We start from the raw sequence: 20,849 nt of genomic DNA, 5'->3' as shown, positions 1-20,849 counted from the left end.
TTCCTGAGGTTCCCGTTATTCCGAAAGATCGACCGGCTGCTTGGCCGGACGGCGCCGCCGTAGCTGCGCGATAAGGTCCTTGTCGAGGGCGCCGACGAGATAGGCGACCGCGAAGAACACGACGAGCCCGACGCCGCATAGCACGCCCAGCGACCAGACGCGCTCGAACACGTTGCCGCCATAGCGGCTCGCCATCGTCGGCATGAGCGCCCACAGCGCCGCGCCCATCGCCGCGGTGGCGACCAGTTGCCGCGCGATCCGCGAACCAAGCTTGGCGGTGAAGCGGAACCAGCCGCGCTTCTGGAGGATGGCGTAAAGCGTCAGGACGTTGATCGTCGAGGTGAAGGCGGTCGCGCCTGCCAGCCCGACGATGCCGTAGCGCGGCACGACCACGAAGTTCACCCCGATGTTGATCACCAGCACGGCCGCCGCGATCCATACCGGGGTGCGCGTGTCCTCGCGGCTGAAGAAGCCGGGCTGGAAGACCTTCACGAGCACGTAGGACGGCAGTCCCGCGACCAGCGCGATCACGATGCTGGCCATCACCGCGCCGTTGGCCTCGGTCATCTTGCCGCCGACGAAGAACGCAGTGACGAACGCGGGCGCGCAGATCGCCAGCGCCACCGCGGCGGGCAGCGTCAGCAGCGTCGCCATCTCGACCGCGTTGGTCTGGAGCCGCTGCGCCTCGCGCGCGTCGCCCGACTGGATGTGCCGCGCCAGCATCGGCAGGATCGCGGTGCCCAGCGCGATGCCGACGATGCCGAGCGGCATCTGGTTCAGCCGGTCGGCATACTTGAGCAGCGTCAGCGAACCCTGTTCGAGCGAGGTGGCGAAGAACGTGTCGACGAACTGGCTGATCTGATAGACGCCGGCCCCCAGCGTCGCGGGCAGGATCAGCATGCCCAGCCGCTTGACGTCGGGCGTGAGTTTCGGCGCGGTGAGCTTGAGGCGCACGCCCGCGCGGCGCGTCGCCCAGGCCATGTAGACGAGTTGCGCCACGCCCGCTGCGGCCACCGCGATCGCCTGGACATAGGCGACCGTCACGTCGGTCCCGCCCGCCTCGCGCAGATAGTAGCCGGTGACGATGCCGGTGATCAGCACGATGTTGAGCAGCACCGGCACGAAAGCGCCAGGCGCGAACTTGCTATGCGCGTTGAGCACGCCCGAGAGCATCGCGACGAGGCTGACGAGCCCGAGATAGGGGAAGGTGATGCGGCTCAGCATGACCGCCAGCTCGAACTTGCCGGGCACTTCGCGGTACTCGCTCGCGAGCAGCCAGACGATACCGGGCATGATCAGCATCGCCAGCGCCGAGAAGCCGAGCAGCACCCACACGAACACCGCCAGCACATGATTAGCGAAGGCCTCGGCCGCGTCCTCGCCGCCCTCCGAGGCGAGCGCGCGCGTGTACATCGGCACGAAGGCGACCGAGAAGGCGCCCTCGGCGAACAGGCGCCGGAAGGTGTTGGGCAGGACGAAGGCGAGCTGGAACGCGTCCGCCGCCAGCCCCGCGCCGAGCACGCGGGCGAGCAGCATGTCGCGCACGAAGCCGAACACGCGGCTCAGCGCGGTAAGGCCGCCGATCGTGCCGACGTTGCGGACGAGGCTCATGGTCCGGCTTCAGCCGCGAACCGCGTCGGCCCGGTGCCGCTCAGGCGTTGCCAACCGGCGAGCCCTCGCCCTGCTGCTGGGCGGCCAGCTGCTGGACGTAGAGCCCGTTGAAGTCGATCGGCTCGAGCATGAGCGGGGCGAAGCCCGCGTCGCGCACGGCGTCGGCGACGATCCGGCGCGCGAAGGGGAACAGGATGCGCGGCGCCTCGGCATAGAGGAACGCGTGTGCCTGTCCGTCCTCGAGATTGCGCATGCCCACCAGCGCGCAATAGGCGAGGTCGATGACGTAGGCCGTGCCCTGTTCGGACGTCGCCTTGGCGGTGATCTTGAGCTCGACCTCGTGGACCTCGCCCTCGATCGCGCGCGCGCCGATGTTGAACTGGATGTCGATCTGCGGCGCGTCCTGCCAGGAATGGCTGTTGGGCGCCGAGGGATTCTCGACCGAGAGATCCTTTATGTACTGGTTGATGATGCCGGCGGCCGGGCCCTCGTCGGCCCCGTTGCCGTTGGCGCCCAGATTGAGATCGGAAATGATGTTGCCTTCATCGGCCATGGTCGATCGCTTTCGCTCTGCTCGTTGTCGCGTGTCGCGGGTTCCAAAGGCGCGCGCCTAGCATCCGGCGATGCGAGCGGCAATGGCGCTTGACGGCGCAGGCGCGCGCTTCCGGCCGCCCGTTACGGGCGACGAGCCGCCGCCGGGTGGGGACGAGACGCCTCGCGCGCGCGATGCCTCGACGAAAAAACGCCACGATATCGCCGCTCACGCGTTGTTCATTTGTCAACCTTACCTATCTCGGGTTATGTTGCCGTGCCGATCGAGCGCGAGCGCCGATCGCCGCAAAGAGGAATGGACATAATAGCGTGACTGTCGAAATCGTAATCCTGGCGATGATCGCCGCCTTCCTTGGTCTTCGGCTGTATTCGGTGCTCGGGCGCCGCGCCGAGCACGAGGAAGAGCCGATCCAGGGGCGGTTCGACGGGCCTTCCGGCGGCCGGCCCGCCGGGCAGCGCGGCCCGCGCACGGCCGACGAATCGCCCTCGAGCGCGTCCGCTCTCCAGCCGCGCCAGCGCGAAATGCCGCGCACGACGCCCTTGGTCGAACGCGGCCTGCAGGATATCGCCAGCGCTGACCGCCGCTTCGACGCCTTCGCCTTCCTCGAAGGATCGCGCACCGCTTACCGCCTGATCCTCGAGGCGTTCTGGCGCGGTGATCGCGAAGAGCTTCGCCAGCTTTGCGACGAGGATGTCTATAACGGCTTTGCCGCCGCGATCGACGCGCGCGAGGCTTCGGGCGAGACGCTCGACAACCGCCTGATCCGCGTTGAGGAAGCGACGATCACCGGCGCCGAGTTCGAAGCGCCGATGGCGCGCGTGACCGTGCGGTTCCGCTCCGACATCGCCGCCGTGACGCGCGATGCCGACGGCAACGTGATCGCGGGCTCGCTCGACGACGCGATCGAGGCGATCGACGTGTGGACCTTCAGCCGCGACGTTCGCTCGCCCGATCCGGACTGGCTGCTCGAGGAAACCGACGAGGGCTGAGCCTTGTCGCGCCAATCGCCGTCGGCCCGGCTCAGGCTGGCGGCGCTTTCGCTGGTATTGCTGCTCGGCGCCTGCGTGCGGATCATTCCCGGCGGTACCCAGCCGCCCGCGCCGCCGCCCTATTCCCCACCGCCCACCACCGGGCCGACCCCGGTTCCCGAGAACGCGATTGCCGCCGGTGTCAGGCCGGGGCCGGAGATCTCCTCGCTCGAACTGCGCCAGGGCGACGCCGCGACCGCGCTGCTTTCGTTCCATGAAAGCTGTCCCGCGCTGGTCAGCCGCGAGGACCCCTCGGGGCTGACGCGGCCCCGGGACTGGCAGCAGGCTTGTGACGGCTTCGCCGCCTGGCCCTACGGCCAGGCCAAGCGGTTCTTCGAGACCTTTTTCGAGACCGTCGTCGTCGGCGACGGCCAAGCCTTCGCGACCGGGTACTTCGAGCCGGAGATCGCCGGTTCGCGCACGCGCCTGCCCGGCTACGACGTCCCCGTCTACGGGGTGCCGCCCGATCTGGTGCGCGCGCGACCCGGCGATGCGGAACCGAACGAGGATGGCACGATGCCGCTCGGCCGCTACGACGAGACCGGGCAATTCGTGCCCTATTACGACCGCACCGAGATCGAGGACGGCGCGCTCGCCGGGCGCGGGCTCGAAATCGCCTGGGTCGAGGACCCGGTCGAGTTCTTCTTCCTCCAGGTCCAGGGCTCGGGCATGTTGCGCGCGCCCGACGGAACGCTGATGCGGATCGGCTATGCCGGGCAGAACGGACGCGGCTACACCGGGATCGGCGCGGTCATGCGCGAGCGCGGGCTGATCGGCGACGGACCCGGCCAGTATCCGGGATCGATGCAGGGCATCATGCAGTACATCCGCGACAATCCGGTCGAGGGCCGCGCGCTGATGCGCGAGAACCAGAGCTGGATCTTCTTCCGTGAACTCACGACCGACGGGCCGCTCGGCGCGCTCGGCATTCCCGTGCGGCGCGAATCCTCGCTCGCGGCCGATCCCAGGTTCGTGCCGCTCGGCGCGCCGGTGTGGCTCGAACTCGATCGCAGCCAGGCGAACGGCATGTGGATCGCGCAGGACACCGGCGGCGCGATCAAGGGCCCCAACCGCTTCGACACCTTCTGGGGCAACGGCGAGGAAGCGCGGCGGATCGCCGGGGGCATGAGCGGACGCGGGCGCGCGCTCGTGTTCGTACCGAAAGGAACGCTGGCGCGGCTCGGCATCCGGTGATGCCATGGTAAGGGGGCCGGGGCGCAAGCTGAGCCCGCAGGAAGCGGAGGCGTGGGCCCGCGTCGCGCGCACTGTCGCGCCGATCGCGGTCCCATCCGCCGACCGGGCGGCGCAGCCCGACCCTCCCAAGACACCCGCCCAGCAACCCAAGGCGGTCACGCCGCCGCCGAGGTCCGCATCCGTGCCTGCCCGGAACGCCAGGACCGTCGCCGCGCTCGCGCGTCAGGCAAGATCGCAACCCCCCCCGCCGTCTGCGACCGGGCCGACGGGCCTCGATTCCTCGTGGGATCGCAAGCTCGCGCGCGGCGCCGTCGCGCCGGACTTCACGCTCGACCTGCATGGGGCCACGCTCGAAGCGGCCTATTCGCGGCTGCTCCACGGGCTGGCGCAGGCACGCTCGCTCGACGCGCGGGTGGTGCTGGTGATAACCGGCAAGCCGCGTCCGGTCGACGCGGCGGACCGGGGGACACAGCGCGGCGCGATCCGCGCCAAGATCGCCGACTGGCTCGCGGCAAGCGGCGTCGCGAGCGACATCGCCGCCATACGAAACGCGCACCGGCGCCATGGCGGCAGCGGTGCGCTCTACGTGATTTTGAAAAGACGAAGGGGCTGAAACGCAGCCCCGAAGTCGTTGCTAGCCGAACTTCCGGTTGAGGGCCGACGCCATGTCCTCGCTTCTTGCGAGGGCGAAAGTCATGGGCCCCTTTCTACGCAGCGACTGGCAAATCCAGATGCCATTATCGTTGCAATACTCACGGAGATCTTGGAAGTTTTCTTCAAGATAGGCGAAGCGATGAAAATCCGATATACTGTTGATCATGGCCCGCGATATAGATCGCATTGCGGCATTTTTCAACCCGCCTGCCGCGCTTGCCATTGACATCACATCGCGAAAAGCCATGGGCGCGGCTCAATTCTTCCCTAGCTCAGGGACAATCCGTTCGAGGATTTTTTCTTTGCCGACGCGGAAATCGCCGGTGCGCCGGGCTCCGGCGGGGCGATCGGCCATGAAGGCGAAAAGGGCGGGCACGGTCGCAACCGTGCCCGCCCTTTTTCCCGTTTGGCAGCGACTTGGCGCCGCGCGCGGCGGTTACGCCGCCTGCGCGATCTCGTCGGTCGCCTCGTTGCGGATCAGGTAGTCGAAGGCGCTGAGCGCCGCCTTCGAGCCTTCGCCCATGGCGATGATGATCTGCTTGAACGGCACCGTCGTCGCGTCGCCCGCGGCGAAGACGCCCGGCAGGTTGGTCGCGGCGTGCGCGTCGACCACGATCTCGCCGAACTTGGTCAGTTCGATCCCCGAGTCCTTGAGCCATTCGGTGTTCGGCACCAGCCCGATCTGCACGAACACGCCCTCGAGCTCGACGCGGTGTTCCTCGCCGGTCTCGCGGTTCTTGTAGGTCAGGCCGTCGACCCGCTCGCCATCGCCGGTAACCTCGGTGGTCTGGGCCGAGACGAGAATGTCGACGTTGTCCATCGAACGCAGCTTGTCCTGCAGCACCTGGTCGGCGCGCAGCTTCGAATCGAACTCGATCAGCGTGACGTGGCCGACGATGTTGGCAAGGTCGATCGCCGCCTCGACGCCCGAGTTGCCGCCTCCGATCACCGCGACGCGCTTGCCCTTGAACAGCGGGCCGTCGCAGTGGGGGCAGTAGGCGACCCCGCGGTTGCGGTACTCGAACTCGCCCGGCACGCCGAGGTTGCGCCAGCGCGCGCCGGTGGACAGCACTAGGCTGCGCGCCTTGAGCGAGGCGCCGTTGGCGAAGACCACTTCGTGCATGCCGCCCGGCTTGGTCGCCGGGATCAGGCGCTCGGCCTTCTGCAGGTTCATCACGTCGATGTCGTACTCGCCCACGTGCGCCTCGAGCGCGGCGGCGAGCTTGGGGCCCTCGGTGTAGGGGACCGAGATGAAGTTCTCGATGCCCATCGTGTCGAGCACCTGCCCGCCGAAGCGTTCGGCGGCGACGCCCGTGCGGAAGCCCTTGCGCGCGGTGTAGATCGCGGCGGAAGCCCCGGCGGGGCCGCCGCCGATCACCAGCACCTCGAACGGGTCCTTGCCCTCGATCTTGGCCGCGGCGCGCGCGCCAGCGTTGGTGTCGATCTTGGCGAGCAGTTCCTCGACGCTCATCTTCCCGTTGGCGAACGATTCGCCGTTGAGGAAGACCGCGGGCACGGCCATGACGCCGCGCTCCTCGACCTCGTCCTGGAACGCGCCGCCTTCGATCAGCGTCGCCGAGATGCGCGGATTGAACAGCGCCATCAGCGTCAGCGCCTGCACCACGTCCGGGCAGTTGTGGCACGAGAGCGAGAAGTACATCTCGAAATCGAAATCGCCTTCGAGGTCGCGGATCGCCTGGAGCGTTTCCTCCTCGACCTTGGGCGGATGTCCGCCGGCCCACAGCAGCGCGAGCACGAGCGAGGTGAATTCGTGGCCCAGCGGGACACCGGCGAAGCGGACCCAGACGGTCGCGTCGGAGGCACGGCGGATGATGAAGCTGGGGCGGCGATCGTCTTCGCCGTCGAATTTGGCGCTGACCTTGTCGGACAGTGCGTCGATCTGTTCGAGCAACTCGCGAGTCTGCGCCGATTTGGCATCGTCGCCAAGCGTGGCGACGAGCTCGATCGGCTCGCGCAGCATGCCCAGGTACTGGGAAAGCTGTTGCTTGAGGTTGGCGTCGAGCATGGCGGAACTCCTCGATGAAAGAGAAAACGGGTTGCTGGCTGGAGCAACGCGGCCCGGGACGGGGAACTCCCGCCCCGGGCCATCGTCATAGCTCCCGAAGGAGCGGTCTGGCTTTGATCGGGATCAGAGCTTGCCGACGAGGTCGAGCGAGGGCGCGAGGGTTTCGCCGCCTTCTTCCCACTTCGCCGGGCAGACCTGGCCCGGATTGGCGCGCACGTACTGCGCGGCCTTGATCTTGCGGACGAGCTCGGTCGCGTTGCGGCCGACGCCTTCGCAAGTGATCTCCATGATCTGGATCACGCCGTCCGGATCGACGACGAAGGTCGCGCGGTCGGCAAGGCCCATCTCGCGCAGCACGCCGAAAGCGTTCGACAGCGCATGGGTCTGGTCACCCAGGAACGGATACTTGATCTTGCCGATCTTCTCCGAGGTGTCGTGCCAGGCCTTGTGGCTGAAGTGCGTGTCGGTCGAAACGCCGAACACTTCGACGCCGAGCGACTGGAGCGTGTCGTACTGCTCGCCGAGGTCTTCCAGCTCGGTCGGGCAGACGAAGGTGAAGTCGGCCGGATAAAAGAAGAAGACCGCCCACTTGCCCTTGATGTCTTCCTCGCTGACTTCGAAGAAGTCCTTGCCCGCCTGGAACGCGGTTGCCTTGAACGGCTGAACGGTGCTGCCGATGATACCCATGGATTCGTGTCTCCCTCTTGGTTGGTAACGACGAGTGGGAGATAGGGTGGCCGCGGGACTCTTTGTAGACAGAAGGTCCGATAGGGTTGATCGAAAGAGACGATTAGTCGGCGGCCGGGTGTGCGGATTTGGCGATCAAATGCGAACATGGGTTCGCGGCAGCCCCGGCGCAAGCGCAGATGCGAGCTGCCCGCGTGCCTCGAGGACAGGACGGAGCGCCGTCTCGCGCTAGCCGCACTGCCCCCGATGGAGCAGCTTGTGGTCGGCGAGGACCAACGCCATCATCGCCGCGACCACCGGCGCGCCGCGAATGCCGACGCAGGGGTCGTGGCGGCCCTTGGTGAACAGCTCGGTCGCCGCGTGCTCGCCGTTGTCGTTGGCGCGCGTCACCGTCGGCTGCGGCGTGAGGATCGAGCTGGTCGGCTTGAACGCGACGCGCACCACAACCGGCTGGCCGGTCGAGATGCCGCCCGCGACGCCGCCAGCGTGATTGGATTCGAAGGCCGGTGCGCCATCGCCGGGGCGCATCGGATCCGCGTTTTCCTCGCCCGAAAGGCGCGCGGCGGCGAACCCGTCGCCGATCTCGACGCCCTTGACCGCGTTGATCCCCATCATCGCGCTCGCCAGATCGGCGTCGAGCTTGCCGTAGAGCGGCGCGCCCCAGCCCGCGGGCACGCCGGTCGCCACGCATTCGACGACGGCGCCGATCGAGGACCCGGCCTTGCGCACCGCTTCGATCCGCTCGGCCCAACGCGCGGCGGCGGCGGCATCGGGGCAGAAGAACGGGTTCCGGGCGATCTCGGCCGCATCGAAGTTCGCGGGCTCGATCGGATCGCCGCCGACCTCGCTGACATAGGCGTGGATCGAGACTTCGGGGATGACAAGGCGCGCCACGCCGCCCGCCGCGACGCGCGCGGCGGTCTCTCGCGCCGAGCTGCGCCCGCCGCCGCGATAGTCGCGAAAGCCGTACTTGGCGTCGTAGGCGTAATCGGCGTGCCCCGGGCGATAGGCCTTGGCGACCTCGGAATAGTCCTTCGAGCGTTGGTCGACGTTCTCGATCATCAGGCTGATCGGGGTGCCGGTGGTGCGGCCCTCGAACACGCCCGAGAGGATACGGACCTGGTCCGGCTCCTTGCGCTGCGTGGTGAACTTCGATTGGCCGGGACGGCGCGCGTCGAGAAAGGGCTGGAGATCGCCCTCGGTCAGCGCCAAGCCCGGGGGGCAGCCGTCGACCACGGCGCCAAGCGCGGGCCCGTGGCTTTCGCCCCAGGTCGTGAATCGCAGCAGTCGTCCGAAGGTGTTGACGCTCATCGTATGTCCCGAAGTCCTCGCCGCGCGCTTTGTCGTGCAATCGCGCAATTGTCCACCCGCTCGCGACGGGCTAGGCGGGACGCGATGTTCCTCGTGGTCTTCCGCAACCGCAAGCGCGCCGGGATGGACGCGGCCGCCTATGCCGCCGACGCCGCGCGGATGGAAGCGCTGGCACGGGCGCAGCCGGGCTACCTGGCGTTCAAGAGCTACACCGCCGACGACGGCGAGGTCGTCGCGCTGTCCGAATGGGCGGACGAGGCGAGCGCGCGGGCCTGGGGCCGCCAGTTCGAGCACGCGCAAGTCCAGCAGCGCGGCCGCGCCGAGTACTACGCGGACTATACCCTCTTCGCCTGCGCGAACCCGCGCGTCCACCGCTACGAAAGGCACGACCCTTGAGCATCGACCTGTACGGCATTCCCAACTGCGACACCGTCAAGAAGGCCCGCAGGTGGCTCGATGGGCAAGGCATCGGCTATAGCTTCCACGACTTCAAGAAGGAGGGCGCGGATGCAGCGAGGGTCGCGCGCTGGGTCGGCGAGGCGGGCTGGGAGACGGTGCTCAACCGGCGCGGCACGACCTTTCGCAAGCTGCCCGATGCCGACAAGCAAGGGCTCGACGCGGACAAGGCGGTCGCGGTGATGGTCGCCAACCCGAGCTGCATCAAGCGCCCGGTGGTCGAGCATCCCGGCGGGCTGCTGGTGGGTTTCGACGCGGCCGCCTGGGCCGCCGCGCTCAAGGGCTGAGCGCCCGGGGGCTTACGAAATCGCGGCCTAGTCCGCGTCCTCGTTGTGCACCAGCTCGACCGCGAAGCCGGTCTCCGAGGCACGGACGGCGTGATGCGCCCGGGCCTGTTGCGCGAAGGCGCCGAGCAGGTTCGAACCGATGCCGCTGGTCGACCCGCTTTCGCCATTGGACGCCGTGCCGCTGCCGTCGTCGCGGATCGAGAGCTTCCAGCCGGTCTCAAGCACGTCGAGCGCCAGATGGACGTTGCCCCCGCGCCCTTCGGGGAAGGCGTACTTCGCGCAGTTGGTCAGCGCCTCGTTGGTGAACAGGCCGATGGCGACGGCGGTCTCGCGCGGCATGCTCACGTCGGCGAAGGCGTAGTGCAGAGTGACGTTGGGCGGGAAGGCGGCGCTGCCGACGCGTTCGACCAGCCGTTCGAGATAGGGACGCATCTCGACTTGCGCGCCTTCGCCCTGTTCCGCCGCGAGGTGCGAATAGGCTTCGGCGAAAGTCCGCACTCGCCCGATCGCATCCTCGAACGCGAGCCTGACCGTCTCGGACTGCTCGCGCCGCTTCTGGATTTCGAGGAGGCTGGCGACGAGCGCGAAGTTGTTCTTGGTACGATGCTCCATTTCGGCGAGCAGCACCGCGCGGCGATCGATCTCGGCCTCGCTCTGCTTGCGTCCGGCCTCGACCGCAGCGCGGAAGGTTTCGGCGAAGACCAGCACGATGAGCGCCGCGATCGCATTCAGGCTCACGCGTGGAAGGTCCGCCGGATTGGCGAATTCGAAGGACTGGGCAAAGGGCAGCACAACGTACCAGGCCCAGGTGAAGCTCAGCCCCCAGGCGACCACGCCGGCCTGCCAATGTCCGTAGAGCGTGGCCAGGAGCACCGCCGGATACATCAGCGCGAAGGGGCCCGCGCTGGGTGCCCAGACATCGATGACCGAGCGCAGCGCGATCATCGCCAGCCCGCAGGCCACACCAAATCCGATCTGGACGATAAGCCGCCAGGGCGTTGCGTCGACTCGGCGACTGACGTCGAAATGCGCTAGTCGTTTCACGCGTATTCCCCGCTTTCCCCGCCCGATCCGCGCCGGCCATGGGGTGATTGCCGGACACGGGGGCCAGCACCTCCCGGGTACGACCGGTTCCAATATTAATCGGCTTTACCCGCGTCGTCGAGGCAAGATTTTGCAAGGAGTTAGGTTCTTTCAGGAACATCCGAAACGGGTGTTGCCGTGCGGAATCGGGGCTTGCTGCCTGCCCGGAAGGCGGCAACCGCCGCGCCGGGCAGCACGCGGCAGAGGCTGACCGGCGGCGCCGTCTCGCGCAGGCCGACGTTGCGCGGCAGCACGCCTCTGGCGTAGATCGCCCGTGCAGGGCGGCCGCTTGGGCTCGAGTCCCGGGAGGCGCGTGCTGGCATGGTGATTCCGGTCATGACCTTTGGCCAATGGATGGTCGCGCTCGAGTGGATCGCCGCCGCGCTCGGCGTGATCAACATCGCGCTGCTGATCTTCCGGTCGCCGTGGAACTTCGCCTTCGGCATTGCCTCGGTCGCGATCTACGTCTTCGTGTTCTGGGAAAACCGGCTCTATGCCGAAAGCGGGCTGCAGATCTTCTTCATCCTGGCGCAGGCCTGGGGCTGGTGGCTGTGGCTGCGCATCGGCGGCGCCGACCACCCGGTGCCGGTACGCTGGCTCGACTGGAAGAGCCGCGCGGTCTGGCTGATGGGCACCGCCTCGGTGAGCCTCAACCTCGGCTGGGCCATGGCGCGCTACACCAACGCCGCCGCGCCTTATGTCGACGGGCCGATCGCGGTGGCGAGCATGGCCGCCCAAGTGTTGCTCGCCTTCCGCCGGATCGAGAACTGGCTGGCGTGGATCGTGATCGATATCGCCGCCGTCTCGCTCTACATCCATCGCGGGCTCTATCCGACCGCGGGGCTCTACGGCGGCATGCTGGTGATGAGCCTGCTCGGCCTCAAGGAGTGGATCGACGCCCAGCGCCGCGAGGCGCAGCGGGAGCGGGCATAGCGAGGATGATCCGCATCTGCTTCCACGGTGCGGAGAGCACCGGCAAGTCAACGCTCGCGGCCCGGCTCGGCCATCCGGTCGTGCCCGAGTTCGGCCGCGCCTATTGCGAGGCGCACGGCACCGACCTTGCGATGGCGGACCTGCTCGCGATCGCCGAGGGTCAGGACGCGGCGATGCGCGCCGCCATGGCCGCCCGCCCGCCGGTGCTGCTGCTCGACACCGATCCGTTGATGACCGCGGCCTGGGCGCGGATGCTGTCCGGCACGGTGCCCGAGGCGCTGCTCGCCTACGAGAAGGCCGAGCACTATCTGCTGTTCGCGCCCGACGTGCCGTGAATCGACGACGGCACCCGCCTGTTCGGCGGCGAGGAGGCCCGCGCGCGTTTTGCCGCGATCGCCGAGGACATGCTGGTGCGCGCCGGAGTTCCCTACGAGCGGATCGCGGGGGACTGGACCGCGCGCGAGGCGCAGGCCCGCGCGGCGATCGCGCGGCTGGCGGGGTAGCGTTCATCCTCGTGGTGGACCCGGGACCAGGCCGTCATGATCGGCCCGACCCGTCACCTCGCTCTGACGCCTCGGGGGTGTAGTCCGGTCGACGCGCACCGGGCTTTCTTGCCGTGCCGTCGGTCACGGCGATGCCGGTCGCGTCGCCGTCAACCCGTTGCCGTGAACAGGATGTCCGAGCGCCGGGCGCCGGGCGGCGGCGCGTCGCGAATCGCAAATGCCGCCGCCGCCCCGTGCCTCAGTCGCCGTGGCCGTAGCTCTCGGCAAGCGACATGTTCGCCGCCGCGCTCGCGCCCTCGGCGCCTTCCCACCAGTAGGGATCACGCTCGTCGTCGCCGGTCTCGGCCTCGTCCATCGTCAGCGGATCGTAGAGCCGGCCGCCGAGCATCACGCGGTGGATCTTCTCGGTGTTGCGGATGTCGGTGGTCGGGTCCGCGTCGAGCACCACGAGGTCGGCAAGCTTGCCCGCCTCCAGCGAGCCGATGTCGCGCTGCATGCCAAGCGAGGTCGCGGGCATGATCGTCGCCGCGCGCAGCGCCTCGATCGGGCTCCAGCCGCCGCGCACGAAGCTCCAGATCTCCCAGTGCGAGCCGAGCCCGGCCTGCTGGCCATGCGCGCCGATCGAGACCTGGATGCCCTTGTCGGCGAGCTTCTTCGCTTCGCGCGCCGAGTCGTCGTCGACGTAATCGTCCTCGGGGGCGATCTCGCGGCGCATGTTCTGCGCGCGCAGGATCGAGGGCGGCTCGTGGCGCATCAGGATCGGCGCCTTCCACACGTCGGTGTGCGAGCGCCAGTAGGGATCGCCCGCCGGGCCGCCGTAAGTCACCACCAGCGTCGGCGTGTAGTTGACGCGGGTCTGGCTCCAGAGCTGGATCAAGTCGTCGTAGAACACCTCGCCCGGCACGTTGTGCTCGACCGTCGCGTTGCCGTCCTGGATCAGCGAGACGTCCATCGTGTAGAGCGAGCCGCCTTCGGGCACGACCTCCATGTTTTCGGCCTGCGCGGCGGCGACCACCATCTGGCGCTGTTCGCGGCGCGGCTGATTGTAGTTCTTGACCGAGATCGCGCCCTGCGCCTTGAGGCGGCGCACCGCGTTCAGCGCGTCCTCGTACTTGTCGATCTGCATGTAGACGTCGGGCGATTTCGCGCCATAGACCACCTCGCCGGTCGAGAAGGTGCGCGGCGCGAGGATCATCCCGGCGCGCTGCATCTGCGATGCGGCGAAGATCTCGGCCGGGCGCGCGGAGGGATCGTGGATCGTCGTCGTGCCGTAGGCGAGATTGACGATCGCCGACCAGTTCTGCTGCGGGATGAGCTGGCTTTCGGCCTGCGGCCCGTGCGCGTGGGCATCGACGAAGCCGGGCACGATGGTCTTGCCGGCGGCATCGACGCGCACCGCGCCCGCCGGGATCGATACGGCATCGGCGGGGCCGACCGCGGCGATACGGTCGCCTTCGATCACGATCGTGCCGTTCTCGATCACGCCGCCGCTCTTGTCGGCCATGGTCAGGATCTTGGCGCCGGTGAGCGCCACGGTGCCTTTGTGCTTGTCGGCCGGCACGGTCATCGCGAGATCGAGCCCGCTCGTCGGCGCGACGAAGCCGGGCGCGTCCTTGTCGGCGGGCGCGGCGCGGAACAGGTCGGCCAGCCGCGCGGTGTAGAGGGTGGGGCCGAGGCTCCAGTGGATCGCCTCGCCGCCGTTCGACCAGTTTACGAAGTCGGCCCCGTCGCGGCTGATCCGGGTGGCGGGCAGCGCCGAGCCCTTCATGTCGACGGCCACTTCCTGACCGCCGGGCATCAGCGGCATGACGAAGGCCTGGTAGTTCTGGTGGAAGGCGACGAACTGCCCGTCGGGCGAGACGGTGAAGTCGTTGACCAGTTCGCCCGAGGCGTGAACACGCTTGTCGCCGCCATCGAGGCTGACGCTGGCGAGCTGGTACTTGCCCTCGGCGGTGCCGAGATAGAACACGCGTTCGTTCGAGGCGCCGAACTGCGGCTCCTCGCCTTCGGCGAGGATGCGCGTGGCCTCGCCGCCCGCCGCCGGGACGCGATAGAGCCCGGGATTGTCGCCGCCGCGCGCGGCGGTGAGATAGCCGCCCTCGCGCTGCTCGAACACGATCGTGCCGCCGTCGGGCGAGAATTTGGGCTTGGCGTAGTGGCCCGCGACCCGCGTCACCGTCTTCGCCGCGCCGCCGCCCGCCGCGACGGTCTTGACCTGCCCCAGCCCGTCGTCGGTCCAGCCGATGAAGGTGACGGTGCGCCCGTCGCGCGACCAGCTCGGCCACAGCTCCATCTCGTCGCCGCCGTTCGAGACGAGGCGCTTGGCCGCGCCGCCCGCCATCGGCTTGGTCCACAACTTGCCAAGCGCTTCGTAGACCACGCGCCGGCCGTCGGGCGAGACGCTGGCCCAGCGCACCATCCTGGTCGTCACGCTGTCGGGCGCGACCTCGACCGAGGGGTGCACCGAATCGGCAATCACGCGGGTGTCGTTGACGGTGAAGGGGATGACCGTGGCCTCTCCGCCCTGGGCGCTGACGCGGCGGATCTTGCCGCCCGCCCAGAAGACGAGCGTGCGGCCGTCGGGCGCCCAGTCCATGTTGGGATAGACGCCGGTGATCGCCCAGGTTTCCTGCACGTCGCGGTCGAGGTCGTCGTAGAGCTTGCGTTCGGCGCCGGTGCGCAGGTCCTTGACCCAGAGCGTGGTCCGGTTGCCGTCGCGGCGGACGAAGGCGATCGACTTGCCGTCGGGCGAGGGGGTGGGGCGCACCGCGCCGCCCGCGCCCGAGACCACCGTCGTGACTTCGCCCGACCGCATGTCGTAGCGCTCGATGTTGAACAGGTCGGTGTGCGAATCCTGCGCGTAGATGAAGGTGTTGCCCGGGCTGACGTTGCGCACGTAGTAGATCGCCTCGCCGTCGGGCGCGTAGATCGGCTCGCCGAGTTCCTTCTGCAGCGCCTCGCTGGCGCGCTTGACCAGCTTGACGCCGCCACCGCCCGAGACGTGGTAGAGCCAGACCTCGCCGGTGCCGAGCGAACGTCCGGTCGTGAAGTGCTTCTTCGCCGCGATGAAGCGGCCATCGGGGCTCCAGGTCGGCTGGTTGAGCAGACGGAAGTCTTCCTTCGTCACCTGCCGCTTGTCCGAGCCGTCGGCGTTCATGATCCAGATGTTGTCGCCGCCGCCCCGATCCGAGGTGAAGGCGATGCGGCGGCCGTCGGGCGAGAAGCGCGGCTGGTGCTCGTAGGCGAGTCCCTCGGCGATGCGCGTCGGCGTGCCGCCGCCGATCGGCATCGTGTAGATGTCGCCGAGCATGTCGAAGGCGATGGTGCGCCCGTCGGGCGAGACGTCGACGTTCATCCAGGTGCCTTCGTCGGTGCGGATCGGCACCTGGCGAAGATTGAGCCCGCGCGGAGCGTTGACGTCCCATGTGTCGGCTTCCGCCTTGGTCGCCGCGGTGGGCGCGGCGGTGGCGGCGGGCAGCGGAGCCGCGGGCGGCTGGTCCTGGCTGATGATCTCGTCCTCGGGCGCCTGGGTCGGCTCGGCCGCGGCGTCGTCGGTGGGATCGGGCTGTTGCGCCGAGGCGGCAAAGGGAAACGCGCTGGAGGCCGCGAGGGCCAGCGCCAGCGCGGTTGCGGTGCTTTTCATAAGGATATGTCTCGCTCGCGAAGCTTTGTTATGGGGCAAGCCTAGCGGGCGGGGCGGTCAAGACAAGACGGCCGGAGCACCGATTGTGCCCCGGCCGTCTGCGGTGTTGCAATTGCGCCTCAGGTCAGGCGGGTTCGAAGCCGATGATCGACTTGGTTTCGAGATATTCCTCGAAGCCCATCTCGCCCCATTCGCGTCCGTTGCCCGAGCGCTTGTAGCCGCCGAAGGGCGCGTGGAAGTCGAACGCGCCGTTGATCCAGATCGCCCCGGTGCGCATCTTGCGCGCTAGGTCGCGGCACGTGTCGAGGTCCTTGCCCGAGACGTAGCCGCCCAGGCCGAACATCGAATCGTTGGCGATCGCGATCGCGTCGTCGAGATCGTCGTAGCCGATCATCACCAGCACCGGCCCGAAGATCTCCTCGCGCGCGATGACCATGTCGTTGGTGCCGACGAAGACGGTCGGCTTGACGTACCAGCCCTTCTCGAGCCCTTCGGGACGGCCCGGTCCGCCGGCGATCAGCTCGCCGCCTTCCTCGATGCCCTTCTCGATGTACTGCTGGATGATGTTGTACTGGCTCTTGGAGACCACCGGACCCATCGCGAAGTTGCCCTTGGGATCGCCCACGGTGACGCCGTTCGCGGCCTCGGCGGCGACTTTCTTCGCCTCGTCCATGCGGGCGTTGGGCACGAGCAGGCGCGAGCCCGCCGAGCAGGTCTGGCCCGAATTGCCCATCATCCCCGCCGTCGCGCCGGCGACGTGCTCGGCCAGGCCATCGTCGTCGAGCACGATCCACGGGCTCTTGCCGCCCAGTTCGAGCGCGACCCGCTTGACGGTGTCGGCCGCGTCCTTCTGGATCTGCACGCCCACCGGCTCGGAGCCGGTGAAGCTGATCATGTCGACGTCTTCATGCTTGGAGAGTGCCTCGCCGATCACCGAGCCCTTGCCCTGGATCATGTTGAACACGCCCTTGGGCACGCCCGCCGCGTCGATGATCTCGGCCAGGAGCTGGGCCGAGTACGGCGCGAGTTGCGGCGGCTTGAGCACCATGGTGCAGCCGGTGGCGAGCGCGGGGAACACCTTCACGCAGGTCTGGTTCATCGGCCAGTTCCACGGCGTGATCATGCCTACGACGCCGATCGGCTCCTTGCGGATCATGGTGACGCCGCGCTGTTCCTCGAACTTGAATTCCTTGAGCACCTCGATCGCGGTGCCGAGGTGGCCCTTGCCGAGCAGGGTGTGGAACCCGCAGGCGAGCGCGCGCGGCGCGCCCATCTCTTCCATCACCGCCTCGCCGAGTTCCTCTTCGCGCTTGAGGTATTCGGCCTGGATCGCCTCGAGCAGGTCGAGCCGGTCCTTGACGCTCATCTGCGAATACGACGCGAAGGCGGCGCGCGCGGCGGCGACGGCCTTGTCGACGTCAGCGGGCGAGCCGAGCGAGATCGTGCCCGAGACGTCCTCGGTCGCGGGGTTGATCACTTCGGCGCTCTGCGGCGTGACCGGGTCGACCCATTGGCCGTCGATGTAGAATTTCAGGTATTCGCGCATGTCGTCTCCCGGGATCTGGCGGTTATCGTTCGGGTTCGAATGTCAGCGGCGCGCCGCCCGGTTGCAAGGGCGACGCGCCGAAATGGTGTCAGCAGGTGCCGGGCACCCGCCCGGTCACTGCGTGCCTTCGGCGTACCAGGTGCGGAATTCGGAGTAGTTGGGCATTTCCTCCGAGTTCGCCTTGGGATCGATCGGCACGTGGATCACGGTGACCCCGCCGCGCTCGTAGGCGCGCTTGATGGCGGGACCGATGTCCTTGGCCTCGCTGACGAACTCGCCCGCCGCGCCGAATCCCTCGCCGATCTTGTCGAAGCGGACCTTGTCCGACCAGTGCGTGCCGGTCTCGCTGGTGCCTTGGCCGAAGGTGCGTTTGTAGACTCCCACTTCGAGGCCCCACTGGAAGTCGACGCCGACGACGCAGACCAGGGTCAGGTTCTCGCGCACCGCGACTTCCAGCTCGCCGACGTGGAACAGGAACGAGCTGTCCGACGTGAGCAGCATGCCCGGGCGGCTGACGCCGCGCTCGGCGCGGTCGGCGAGCATGGCGCCGGTCGCATAGGGCAGGCCGGTGCCGATGTGGCCGTAGTTCTGGTTCCAGATCACGTCATGCGGCTTGCACTGCGAATAGGTCCACTGGAAGATCACCGTGGCGCCGCCGTCGCGGATCATGATGCCATCCTCGGGGAAGGCCTTGGTCGCCTCGGTGACGAACTGGCTGGTGTGCATCGGCTTGCCGTCGCTGCCGTCGCCCTTGCTCGCGGCGTCCTCGGCGATGTCGACGAGCTGCTGCGCGTCGCGCTGGATATAGGACGACAGCTTCTCGTCGGCCTTGCGTCCGCCCAGGTCCTTGAGCGCGCGCGAAAGCTGCGGCACGACGCCGCGCACGTCGCCGACCAGCGGAATGTCGATCGGACGGTTGACCCCGATCGCGGTGGGGTCCTGCTGGACGTAGATCCACTTGCGGTTCGCCTCGTTGTCGACCCAGTGGCGCCAGCGGCCGTAGTGGCTGGGCTCGCCCAGCTCGGTGGCAAGCGCGACGCAGCAATCGCTCTCGACCACGGCGTCGATCGAGACTTCCGAGAAGCCGTAGGGGAAGGTGCGCTCCTCAAGCCCCTCGATGAAGCTGGTGCCGCCCGAGGTCTGGATCACGGGGCACTGCATGAGGTCGGCCAGTTCCTTGACCGCCGCGCCCGCCTTGCTGGTGTGGACGCCGTGGCCCACGAGCAGGATCGGGTTCTTGGCTTCCATGATCGTCTTGGCCGCCTCGGCGATGCGGTCGCCGTCGGCGCCCGCGTTGACCAGGCGGTAGCGGTCGGGCGGCAGGATCGGCGAGTTGTTGACTTCCTCGAGGATCACGTGGCTCGGATACTCGATATAGGCCGGGCCGGGGGTGCCCGACATGCACACGCGGATCGCCTCGCGCACGATCTCGTCGACCTGGTCGGCATATTCGATCGAGCTGGAAAACTTGACCGAATCCTCGATCATCGGTTCCTGCCGGACGAACTGGATGCGGCCGCGGCGCACGCGGCGTTCGGTGACGCGGGCGCGCTGGCCGCCGATGAAGATGACCGGATCGTTCTCGACCTTGGCGCACTGGACCGCCGGCATGGCGTTGGCCATGCCCGGGCCGAGCGTGGCGATGCAGACCGAGGGCTTGCCGGTGATGCGCGCGGCGGCGGCCGCCATGTGACCGGTCGCGGCCTCATGGTGCGAGGACACGACCGTCCAGCCGCGCTTCTCGGCTTCGAGAAACAGGTGGACGAAGTTGGGATCGGGGATGCCGAACAGCGTCTTGATCCCCTCGGCCTCGAACAGGTCGAGCATGCGCTTGTAGACGGGCACGCCCTGCGAGGTCGTGGCTTCCGCCTGTGGCTGGTTGTCGTACATTTGGGCTTGCCTTTCCTCTTCTCAGGTTCCTGTCCGTCGTGCCGGAGAGTGCTGTTCGGGCCCGCGCCGGGCGGTCCGTTCCGCCTCTTCGCGTGCCGCTCACCCTCCCGGGATCGCTCGCGGAGTCGCTGTTAGACCAAGTGCCGGAACGCTGCCAGCACTAATCAACAGCGCTGTCTATTTCGTCACGCCATCGGTCCCGGTCAATTCCGCGAATGCCTCGTTCCATTCGTCCAGTTCGGCGAAGACCGCCGCGTTGTCCTCGCCGAGCATCGGCGCGGGGCCGGCGACTCGCCCGGGCGTGCGCGAGAACCATGTCGGCACGCCGGGAAACCGCACCGGGCCCTGCGGGGTCTCGACGTCCTCGAAGAAGCCGATCGCCTCGAGCTGCGGGTTGGTGAGCAGATCGTCGGTCGAACGCAGCGGCGCGCACGGGATGTGCAGCGCGCGCAGGGTGTCGAGCCATTCCTGCGTCGTACGCGTGGCGAAAGTCTCGCCGAGCAGGCCGTAGACCCGGCCGATCTGGCGTGCGCGCTTTTCGAGCGTCGAGAATTCCTCGGACGCCCAGGCGGGTTTGACCGCCTCGATGAAGGCGTTCCAGTGCTTGTCGTTGTAGACCAGCGCGGCGACGTAGCCGTCCTTGGTCTTGTAGGGCCGCCGATTGCGCTCGACCGCGCGGTGATAGTGCGCGGGCGTCGTCGGCGGCGAGAACATCGCGCCGTTGGCGTGCTCGACGAGCATGAACGAGGCCATTGCCTCGAACATCGTCACTTCGACCTCCTGGCCCTCGCCGGTGCGCTCGCGGTGGAACAGCGCCATCATCGTCGCGTAGAGCGCGTGCAGCCCGGCGACCTTATCGGCCATGATCGTGGCGACATAGCCGGGCTCGCCGTTCATCAGGCCCTGGACGTAGGGAATGCCGCATTCGGCCTGGATGGTGTCATCGTAGGCGGGCTTGTCGGCCTCGGGCCCGCGCCGCGAATAGCCGTAGCAGTTGGTGTAGACGATGTCGGGACGCAGCGCGCGGACCGCCTCGTAGTCGAAGCCGAGCTTCGCGATCGCGCTACCGCGCATCGAGTGGATGAAGACGTCGGCGCTGGCCACGAGCGCCTCGAGCCGCGCCTTGTCCTCGCGCTGGCGCAAGTCGAGCATCACGCCCTTCTTGCCGCGATTCACGTTGACGTAGATGCCGCCCATGCCGGGCACGGGGCCTTCGGTGATCCAGCGGGTGTTGTCGCCCGCCGGCGGTTCGACCTTGATCACCTCGGCGCCCATGTCCGCCATGATCTGCGTGGCATAGGGGCCGAACACGACGCTCGTCAGATCGATGACCCGAATCCCTTCGAGCGGGCCTTGCGGCTTCGCCTCCCCGTTCATGATCGTCTCCTTCTCTCGCTTCGTGCTAGCCGAAGTCGCGCGCCTGGTCCATGCGTATTTGCGTTCG

The 20,849-nt window shown here is 68.1% G+C and carries 18 protein-coding genes; 7 read left to right on the top strand and 11 right to left on the bottom strand.

What is annotated here, in order from left to right:
- Window positions 1–15: 15 nt before the first annotated feature.
- Together murJ and secB are read right to left on the bottom strand one after the other, a co-directional pair.
- A complete protein-coding gene (gene murJ, locus B2G71_RS09295; RefSeq protein ID WP_098105479.1) occupies window positions 16–1,611 on the bottom strand; it encodes a murein biosynthesis integral membrane protein MurJ in 1,596 nt (531 codons plus the stop codon).
- A gap of 40 nt (window positions 1,612–1,651) precedes the next feature.
- Window positions 1,652–2,164 (bottom strand): protein-export chaperone SecB, encoded by a 513-nt coding sequence (secB, locus tag B2G71_RS09290; protein WP_098105478.1) that lies wholly within the window; start codon window positions 2,162–2,164, stop codon window positions 1,652–1,654.
- 308 nt (window positions 2,165–2,472) lie between these two features.
- Here secB and B2G71_RS09285 point away from each other — a divergent pair, with 308 nt between their 5' ends.
- The 3 genes from B2G71_RS09285 to B2G71_RS09275 are packed head-to-tail and all read left to right on the top strand — an operon-like array spanning window position 2,473 to window position 4,999.
- Window positions 2,473–3,153: a Tim44/TimA family putative adaptor protein gene (locus B2G71_RS09285; protein ID WP_098105477.1), complete on the top strand. Its 681-nt coding sequence runs from the start codon at window positions 2,473–2,475 to the stop codon at window positions 3,151–3,153.
- 3 nt (window positions 3,154–3,156) lie between these two features.
- Window positions 3,157–4,386 carry a murein transglycosylase A gene (locus tag B2G71_RS09280; RefSeq protein ID WP_098105476.1) on the top strand — a complete coding sequence of 410 codons (1,230 nt, stop codon included), beginning with the start codon at window positions 3,157–3,159 and terminating at the stop codon, window positions 4,384–4,386.
- Between the two features lie 4 nt (window positions 4,387–4,390).
- A complete protein-coding gene (locus tag B2G71_RS09275; protein WP_098105475.1) occupies window positions 4,391–4,999 on the top strand; it encodes a Smr/MutS family protein in 609 nt (202 codons plus the stop codon).
- A gap of 21 nt (window positions 5,000–5,020) precedes the next feature.
- Here the strand turns inward: B2G71_RS09275 and B2G71_RS09270 are convergent, their stop codons facing one another.
- From B2G71_RS09270 to aroC, 4 genes are all read right to left on the bottom strand, one after another.
- Entirely contained in the window at window positions 5,021–5,287 is a 267-nt protein-coding gene (locus B2G71_RS09270; RefSeq protein ID WP_098105474.1) for a hypothetical protein, read from the bottom strand.
- Between the two features lie 189 nt (window positions 5,288–5,476).
- Entirely contained in the window at window positions 5,477–7,066 is a 1,590-nt protein-coding gene (gene ahpF / locus B2G71_RS09265; RefSeq protein WP_098105473.1) for an alkyl hydroperoxide reductase subunit F, read from the bottom strand.
- Window positions 7,067–7,189: 123 nt separating this feature from the next.
- Window positions 7,190–7,753, bottom strand: coding sequence for an alkyl hydroperoxide reductase subunit C (ahpC, locus tag B2G71_RS09260; protein WP_098105472.1), 564 nt, complete (start codon window positions 7,751–7,753; stop codon window positions 7,190–7,192).
- A 228-nt stretch (window positions 7,754–7,981) separates the two neighbouring features.
- Window positions 7,982–9,064: a chorismate synthase gene (gene aroC, locus B2G71_RS09255; RefSeq protein WP_098105579.1), complete on the bottom strand. Its 1,083-nt coding sequence runs from the start codon at window positions 9,062–9,064 to the stop codon at window positions 7,982–7,984.
- Between the two features lie 84 nt (window positions 9,065–9,148).
- On the opposite strand from aroC, the gene B2G71_RS09250 reads away from it, so the two are divergent.
- Together B2G71_RS09250 and B2G71_RS09245 are read left to right on the top strand one after the other, a co-directional pair.
- Window positions 9,149–9,460, top strand: coding sequence for an antibiotic biosynthesis monooxygenase (locus B2G71_RS09250; protein ID WP_098105471.1), 312 nt, complete (start codon window positions 9,149–9,151; stop codon window positions 9,458–9,460).
- A complete protein-coding gene (locus B2G71_RS09245; RefSeq protein ID WP_098105470.1) occupies window positions 9,457–9,807 on the top strand; it encodes an arsenate reductase in 351 nt (116 codons plus the stop codon). Before B2G71_RS09250 ends, B2G71_RS09245 begins: the two co-directional genes overlap by 4 nt.
- Window positions 9,808–9,834: 27 nt before the next feature.
- Here the strand turns inward: B2G71_RS09245 and B2G71_RS09240 are convergent, their stop codons facing one another.
- The gene (locus tag B2G71_RS09240) at window positions 9,835–10,851 is read right to left on the bottom strand and encodes a histidine kinase dimerization/phosphoacceptor domain -containing protein (protein WP_098105469.1); all 1,017 of its coding nucleotides are present in this window, start codon (window positions 10,849–10,851) and stop codon (window positions 9,835–9,837) included.
- Between the two features lie 360 nt (window positions 10,852–11,211).
- On the opposite strand from B2G71_RS09240, the gene pnuC reads away from it, so the two are divergent.
- Together pnuC and B2G71_RS09230 are read left to right on the top strand one after the other, a co-directional pair.
- Window positions 11,212–11,823, top strand: a complete 612-nt coding sequence (gene pnuC / locus B2G71_RS09235) for a nicotinamide riboside transporter PnuC (RefSeq protein WP_168176312.1) — start codon at window positions 11,212–11,214, stop codon at window positions 11,821–11,823.
- Window positions 11,824–11,828: 5 nt separating this feature from the next.
- On the top strand, window positions 11,829–12,158 hold the full coding sequence (locus B2G71_RS09230; RefSeq protein ID WP_346426934.1) for an ATP-binding protein: 330 nt from the start codon (window positions 11,829–11,831) through the stop codon (window positions 12,156–12,158).
- Between the two features lie 406 nt (window positions 12,159–12,564).
- On the opposite strand, the gene B2G71_RS09225 is transcribed toward B2G71_RS09230, so the two are convergent.
- The 4 genes from B2G71_RS09225 to B2G71_RS09210 all read right to left on the bottom strand — a co-directional run bounded on the left by B2G71_RS09225 (window position 12,565) and on the right by B2G71_RS09210 (window position 20,782).
- Window positions 12,565–15,969 carry an amidohydrolase family protein gene (locus B2G71_RS09225; protein ID WP_098105468.1) on the bottom strand — a complete coding sequence of 1,135 codons (3,405 nt, stop codon included), beginning with the start codon at window positions 15,967–15,969 and terminating at the stop codon, window positions 12,565–12,567.
- 124 nt (window positions 15,970–16,093) lie between these two features.
- A complete protein-coding gene (locus B2G71_RS09220) occupies window positions 16,094–17,515 on the bottom strand; it encodes an aldehyde dehydrogenase family protein (protein ID WP_098105467.1) in 1,422 nt (473 codons plus the stop codon).
- 114 nt (window positions 17,516–17,629) lie between these two features.
- The gene (locus B2G71_RS09215) at window positions 17,630–19,405 is read right to left on the bottom strand and encodes a thiamine pyrophosphate-binding protein (protein WP_098105466.1); all 1,776 of its coding nucleotides are present in this window, start codon (window positions 19,403–19,405) and stop codon (window positions 17,630–17,632) included.
- 177 nt (window positions 19,406–19,582) lie between these two features.
- Entirely contained in the window at window positions 19,583–20,782 is a 1,200-nt protein-coding gene (locus B2G71_RS09210; RefSeq protein WP_098105465.1) for a CoA transferase, read from the bottom strand.
- Window positions 20,783–20,849 lie beyond the last annotated feature (67 nt).

It is taken from the genome of Novosphingobium sp. PC22D, assembly GCF_002556635.1.
Classification (GTDB): Bacteria; Pseudomonadota; Alphaproteobacteria; order Sphingomonadales; family Sphingomonadaceae; genus Novosphingobium.
This window is presented reverse-complemented; position numbering and strand designations above follow the sequence as displayed.

What these genes read in the sequence shown, in the direction of transcription:
- murJ (WP_098105479.1), bottom strand. Translation starts at nt 1,611, where the DNA reads ATGAGCCTCGTCCGCAACGTCGGCACGATCGGCGGCCTTACCGCGCTG.
- secB (WP_098105478.1), bottom strand. Translation starts at nt 2,164, where the DNA reads ATGGCCGATGAAGGCAACATCATTTCCGATCTCAATCTGGGCGCCAAC.
- B2G71_RS09275 (WP_098105475.1), top strand. Translation starts at nt 4,391, where the DNA reads ATGGTAAGGGGGCCGGGGCGCAAGCTGAGCCCGCAGGAAGCGGAGGCG.
- B2G71_RS09270 (WP_098105474.1), bottom strand. Translation starts at nt 5,287, where the DNA reads ATGGCTTTTCGCGATGTGATGTCAATGGCAAGCGCGGCAGGCGGGTTG.
- ahpF (WP_098105473.1), bottom strand. Translation starts at nt 7,066, where the DNA reads ATGCTCGACGCCAACCTCAAGCAACAGCTTTCCCAGTACCTGGGCATG.
- ahpC (WP_098105472.1), bottom strand. Translation starts at nt 7,753, where the DNA reads ATGGGTATCATCGGCAGCACCGTTCAGCCGTTCAAGGCAACCGCGTTC.
- aroC (WP_098105579.1), bottom strand. Translation starts at nt 9,064, where the DNA reads ATGAGCGTCAACACCTTCGGACGACTGCTGCGATTCACGACCTGGGGC.
- B2G71_RS09250 (WP_098105471.1), top strand. Translation starts at nt 9,149, where the DNA reads ATGTTCCTCGTGGTCTTCCGCAACCGCAAGCGCGCCGGGATGGACGCG.
- pnuC (WP_168176312.1), top strand. Translation starts at nt 11,212, where the DNA reads ATGGTGATTCCGGTCATGACCTTTGGCCAATGGATGGTCGCGCTCGAG.
- B2G71_RS09230 (WP_346426934.1), top strand. Translation starts at nt 11,829, where the DNA reads ATGATCCGCATCTGCTTCCACGGTGCGGAGAGCACCGGCAAGTCAACG.
- B2G71_RS09225 (WP_098105468.1), bottom strand. Translation starts at nt 15,969, where the DNA reads ATGAAAAGCACCGCAACCGCGCTGGCGCTGGCCCTCGCGGCCTCCAGC.
- B2G71_RS09220 (WP_098105467.1), bottom strand. Translation starts at nt 17,515, where the DNA reads ATGCGCGAATACCTGAAATTCTACATCGACGGCCAATGGGTCGACCCG.
- B2G71_RS09215 (WP_098105466.1), bottom strand. Translation starts at nt 19,405, where the DNA reads ATGTACGACAACCAGCCACAGGCGGAAGCCACGACCTCGCAGGGCGTG.
- B2G71_RS09210 (WP_098105465.1), bottom strand. Translation starts at nt 20,782, where the DNA reads ATGAACGGGGAGGCGAAGCCGCAAGGCCCGCTCGAAGGGATTCGGGTC.